Below are 6,000 nucleotides of genomic sequence, written 5' to 3'. Positions count from 1 at the left end.
CCTCAGAACTCCGTTCATCTACCTCAGAACTCCGTTCATCTACCTCAGAACTCCGTTCATCTACCTCAGAACTCCGTTCATCTACCTCAGAACTCCGTTCATCTACCTCAGAACTCTGTTCATTGAGTTAAAAGACTTATTCATCTACCTCAAAGTCCTCAATCCCTAATTCCCATGCCCAATGCCCAATGCCCCATACCCCAATTTACCTACACAGATTGGATATTAATCGAAACCCAGTTTGACCCTGAGCAATTACAGTCCAAAGAAACTGTCTTTACAATTGGCAATGGATATCTGGGAACAAGAGGCAGTTTTGAAGAGGGTTATCCTCATGCATCGCCAGCTACTTTTATAAATGGTGTCTACGATGATGTGCCAGTGGTGTACACTGAACTGGTAAATTGCCCTGACTGGCTACCCTTGATAGTGATTGTGAATGGCGATCGCTTCCGTCTCGATCAAGGTGAAATATTACACTATGAGCGACAGCTTGATTTACGCCAAGGATTGCTGACTCGTGCTTTACGTTGGCGCTCTCCCAGTGGGAATACTATAGATATCAGCTTTGAACGCTTTGCTAGTCTTGCAGATCCGCACGTGTTGGCGTTACGCTGCCATTTAACGCCAGTAGATTTTGAGGGGTTAATTGAAGTTCAAGCTAGTATTAATGGCTATCCTGAAAATCAAGGTTTTAATCACTGGGAAGGGCTAGATCAAGGTAAAATCGACCAAGGAATTTGGTTGCAACGCCGCACCCGCAGTTCCAGAATTGAACTCGGTATGGCAGCTAAGGTGACAATATCAGGTAGTGAAGCATCTTTGCAAGTCAATACCGCACCTGGTTATCCCACCTTAACCACGTCCTTCTTTGGGAAAGCGCAACAGACTGTAACAGTGGAAAAAATCGTGACAGTTTTTACCTCACGGGAGATAGAAACACCAGTCACAGCCGCTCAAGAAAAACTCGCGCACCTGCCAGATTACACAACATTACTAAAAGCCAATGAGCAAGCATGGAATCAGGTTTGGCAGCAAAGTGACATCCTGATTGAGGGGGATAGCACAGCAACTTTTGCAGTTCGCTACAATCTGTTTCAACTGCTGATTGCTGCTCCCTGGAATGATGATAGAGTGAGCATTCCCGCTAAAACCCTTTCTGGGTTTGGCTATCGCGGTCATATCTTTTGGGATACAGAAATTTTTATGCATCCCTTGTTTCTGTTTACCCAACCAGCGATCGCCCGGAACTTACTCAGTTACCGTTGGCACACTTTAGCCGGAGCTAGACGCAAGGCAATTCATTACGGCTATAAAGGGGCAATGTTTGCCTGGGAAAGTGCTGAAACTGGGGATGAAGTTACACCGCGTTGGGCTATCGGCAGTGATTTTTACGGTGAAGATGTGCGAATTTGGTGCCGCGATCGCGAAATTCATATTAATGCAGATATCCCCTACGCGATTTGGAATTACTGGCAAGCTACTGCTGATGATGAGTGGATGCAAAAGTATGGTGCAGAGGTAATCTTGGATGCGGCGATCTTTTGGAGTAGCCGGGTGGAATTCAATCCTGAGCGTGAAAAGTATGAAATTCGGGGAGTGATTGGAGCGGATGAATATCATGAATTAGTCCACAATAACGCCTTTACAAACCGTATGGCGCAATGGCATCTAGAGAAAGCGATCGCAGTTTATGACTGGTTAACTCACAAATTTCCCGAACGAGCGACTGAACTAGAGGCGAAACTGCAACTCACCTCCCAAGAAACATTGCACTGGCAAGACATCATCGCTAAAATATTGTTTCTCTATGACCCATCAACAGAATTAATCGAGCAGTTCGAGGGATTTTTTCAATCGGAAGATATCAACTTAGCAGATTATGAACCACGCGATCGCTCCATGCAGGCTATTTTAGGTGTCGATCAAATCAATAAATATCAAGTAATCAAGCAGCCAGATATATTAATGCTCCTATATTTAATGCGGGAATCAGCAGATTTTCCCTATAACGAAAAAGCATTACAAACAAACTGGGACTACTACGCACCCCGCACTGATATTACCTATGGTTCCTCTCTTGGCCCATCAGTTCAGGCGATCTTAGCTTCCGACTTAGGCAAATCAACCGAAGCTTACGAACAGTTTATGCGAGCGTTAATGGTTGATCTTGAAGATAACCGAGGTAACACCAGGGATGGAATTCATGGCGCTAGTGCTGGTGGTATTTGGCAAGCTGTAATTTTTGGATTCGGCGGCATCCAACTCACCGAAAATGGCCCTGTAGCCAATCCTCACCTCCCCCCAGGCTGGACGCGCCTGAAGTTTAAACTGCACTGGCAAGGGAAATGGCACGAGTTTGATTTGAAGGGATTGGGGACTGGGGGACTGGGGGATAAGGGGACTGGGGACTGGGGACTGGGGGATAAGGGGACAAAGGGAATAACTAATACCCAATCCCCAATCCCCAATACCCAATCCCCAATACCCAATCCCCAATACCCAATACCCAATCCCCAATCCCCAATACCCAACATCCAAGGATTTATCTTCGATTTAGATGGCGTGCTAACAGATACAGCAGAACTTCACTATTTAGCTTGGAAAAAGCTAGCAGATGAAGAGGGTATACCATTTAATCGGGAAGCTAACGAAGCCCTACGGGGTGTATCCCGTCGTGCTTCGCTGATGCTGATTATTGGCGATAGACCGTATTCAGAAGCACAAATCCAAGAGATGATGGAGCGTAAAAATCGCTACTATGTAGAGTTAATCCAAAACATGACACCCAAGGATTTGTTACCAGGTGCGATCGCCCTTTTGGATGAACTGCGACAAGCTGGGATTAAAATTGGTATTGGTTCAGCCAGCAAAAATGCCCGAACAGTCCTAGAGCGATTAGGCATTGTGGACAAAGTAGATGCGATCGCTGACGGTTACAGTGTACAGGAACCAAAGCCAGCACCAGACTTATTTCTGTACGCAGCCAAGCAACTAGGAATTAAACCAGAGCAATCTGTAGTTGTAGAAGATGCCACAGCTGGTATTGATGCAGCCCTAGCTGCTGGTATGTGGGCTGTAGGACTAGGCCCCGTTGAACGAGTTGGAGCCGCTCATATTGTTTTACCCAGCCTCGCAGGTATTAAATGGGCAGACCTTCGAGATCAATTCAGTAAAATCTCGGCGAATATCTTCAAGGTATCCAATAGCTTTCAGTAGGTTATGGGCGATCTTGTGCGATCGCAATTATTTTATATAATATCTGCCTCTCCAAATTTTCTGACTGGAGGGGATTTTATAGCGGTTCTCGAATAGAAGCAATACACAATAGGGCACAGCATTGCTCATTGGGGTCAACTTAAGCTGGAAATAGCTTAACTGTTGGCTTCCATGTCCGCCCGGAAATAAATTTCCGGGCTAGTAGGCTAAGAGGATGTTTGAAAAGTTTTGAGCGAATATAATTCGCTACTACACTGGCATTGTCCGCCTCCGCTGACTAACACAAAATCAAGTTCTTCAACCCACGGAGGTGGGTTTTGTCTGTGTAGCCGCGATTTCTAATCGCCAGGGCTGGTATTAAATTAGACTTTTCAAACAGCCTCTAAAGTCTACTGAAGTAGACTGGAGATTTTTGGCGATATTTAGTCATCTTCAGATGACTTTAGCTATGAGACGGGAATTTCAATTCCCGGCGGACAAACGGTTTCATGTTAAGTTGATACCAATGAGCAATGCTGTGCCCTGACGACAAATGTAGTTCAAATACATGAAAACTGCTGTCAGCACACCAATTCAAAATTCAAAAGTGAAATTCAAAAAATCCGATTAATTAGCAACTTGAGTTATTAGAGATTGAAACAAAGAAATGGAAAAAGGTGGGCTGCTGCCCACCCTAAACCATTATTGACCTAGCAACACTTTAAACAGGTGCTTCAGTAGCAGACTTACCAACCAGCATTGCAGTATTTTCGTCGCTTTCCAGGATACCGAATTCAATCAACAACTCTTCTAACTCTTCCATCTCAATGGGGGTGGGGACAGTGAGGTTCTTGTTGTCGATAATCTTGGTAGCCAATGTCCGATATTCGTTACTTTGATTGCTATCAGGTGCGTACTCGTTAACAGTCATCCGGCGCAATTCAGCGTGTTGAACAATGTTGTCACGAGGTACGTAGTGAATCATTTGGGTGTTCAAACGTTTTGCCAAGGTTTCGATTAAATCGATTTCCCGGTCAACGTTACGGCTGTTACAAATCAGACCACCCAAGCGCACGCCGCCTGTGTGAGCATATTTGAGAACACCACGAGCAATGTTGTTAGCTGCATACATTGCCATCATTTCACCAGAGGTAACGATGTAGATTTCTTGCGCCTTACCTTCACGGATAGGCATAGCGAAACCACCACACACAACGTCACCCAAAACGTCGTAACTTACAAAATCAACATCTTTGTAAGCACCGTTTTCTTCCAAGAAGTTGATAGCGGTGATAATACCACGACCAGCGCAACCTACACCAGGTTCAGGTCCACCAGATTCCACACAACGTACATCGCGGAAACCGGTCAGCATTACTTCTTCGAGTTCAATATCTTCTACAGCGCCACGTTCAGCAGCTAATTGCAGAACGCTTGTTTGAGCCTTACTATGTAGCATCAAACGAGTAGAGTCAGCTTTAGGATCGCAACCGACAATCAGAATGCGTTGACCCATTTCAGCCATAGCTGCTAGGGTGTTTTGAGAAGTGGTAGATTTACCAATACCGCCTTTACCATAGAAAGCTATTTGTCTAATTTTTTGGTCAGTCATGGTTGTGTTTTCCTACAATGATTTAGTTGATGAGTCGGAAGCTTGATGTGAGATATTCACCCTTGGTGGAGTAGGGAAGTAGAGCCTGTTGGCAATTGCACCCTGGCAAAAACATTTAAAATCAGAACATATTTACCCACGAAACGTAGACGCAGAGCGGCTTTTCGTCAGACACGGCTTAAGAGATAGAAAAATCTCATCTCCTAATAACGAAGTCTTTGAAACTATGACTTCAGCATTATCAGCTGTTGTAAACAATCCCAAATGGTTGCTCAAGCCTCAAGAGTGGTTGCAGCAGGAATTCAAATGAACGCAGATTTGTTCTCTGAACCACACAACCAACCAAATTGCAATCCACTCTTAAATGGTCGCTACAACTTTTCTGATTTTGTTGATGTCAAGTAACCAAGAAAATCTATAGCGCTTCTCGTTTCGTGATTGATGCAGCAGGATAAATTTCAGCCTAAAATTAGCAGTTACAGATGCAGTAATATCATGCCTGCACAGGCAACCCCTAACACTGTGGCTTAGATAATATTTTGGTGACTTTTGACAGTATGGTTAAATTCCTCGAAATTATGGAACGACACCATTCTGCTTGAAGTTTTCGTTCCAAAAGTCAACAACTGCTTCAACTTAGTTTGCGGTTGAAAACCTTTACTCCCGCAAGACGAAGTTAGTAAATATTCTGTATTTCTATTGAATTGTCAGGCTGTACTAAGAGTCTTTCTTCCCAGACTCCAAGAGTAATTGCCTTCGGCGAGTAATGCTCTAGCTAGGTTAGCCAACTCTTATTGGCTCATACCCAGATAAATTTTGATTGACTTCAAGTTGTTACAAAGGCTACTATCCTACTCAATCTAGTTTTAGATTTTCGTTGAAAAAAGATGTAGCTAATTGAAGGGGACTTACCAGAGCAAAAAAACTTTCTTGAGCTTGCCTCAAATTTGTCTTGAAGTCTTTTTGTATTTCTACTTGTTTGATTCCTATAAAAACCATAACATACATCTCACTAATTAATTTGCCGAATCTCAAATTATTTATCTATTTAATAGAAGATTATTCTTAGAACCTTTAATAGTCATAAGTTACGTCTTCGCTCGTTGCTAATTAATAAAATTATTTCTCATAGACAATATGTGCAGTTAGATACTTTTGGGTATTTGATAAAAGTACTTAAAACTAATGTT

3 protein-coding genes are annotated in these 6,000 nt (G+C 43.4%); 2 read left to right on the top strand and 1 reads right to left on the bottom strand.

Going from position 1 to position 6,000, the window contains the following annotated elements; translation table 11 throughout:
* Positions 1 to 174 precede the first annotated feature (174 nt).
* Positions 175 to 3,219, top strand: a complete 3,045-nt coding sequence (pgmB, locus tag V7L07_RS23340) for a beta-phosphoglucomutase (protein WP_335061233.1) — start codon at positions 175 to 177, stop codon at positions 3,217 to 3,219.
* 700 nt (positions 3,220 to 3,919) lie between these two features.
* Here the strand turns inward: pgmB and nifH are convergent.
* On the bottom strand, positions 3,920 to 4,810 hold the full coding sequence (nifH, locus tag V7L07_RS23335; protein ID WP_179067132.1) for a nitrogenase iron protein: 891 nt from the start codon (positions 4,808 to 4,810) through the stop codon (positions 3,920 to 3,922).
* Positions 4,811 to 4,898: 88 nt separating this feature from the next.
* Here nifH and V7L07_RS23330 point away from each other — a divergent pair, with 88 nt between their 5' ends.
* Complete coding sequence (locus V7L07_RS23330) at positions 4,899 to 5,120, top strand: hypothetical protein (protein ID WP_335061232.1); 222 nt, start codon at positions 4,899 to 4,901, stop codon at positions 5,118 to 5,120.
* Positions 5,121 to 6,000: the final 880 nt, after the last annotated feature.

The organism is Nostoc sp. (genome assembly GCF_036916985.1).
Taxonomy (GTDB): domain Bacteria; phylum Cyanobacteriota; class Cyanobacteriia; order Cyanobacteriales; family Nostocaceae; genus Nostoc.
The sequence above is the reverse complement of the archived record's forward strand: the minus strand, read 5'-3'. Positions and strand labels throughout refer to the sequence as shown.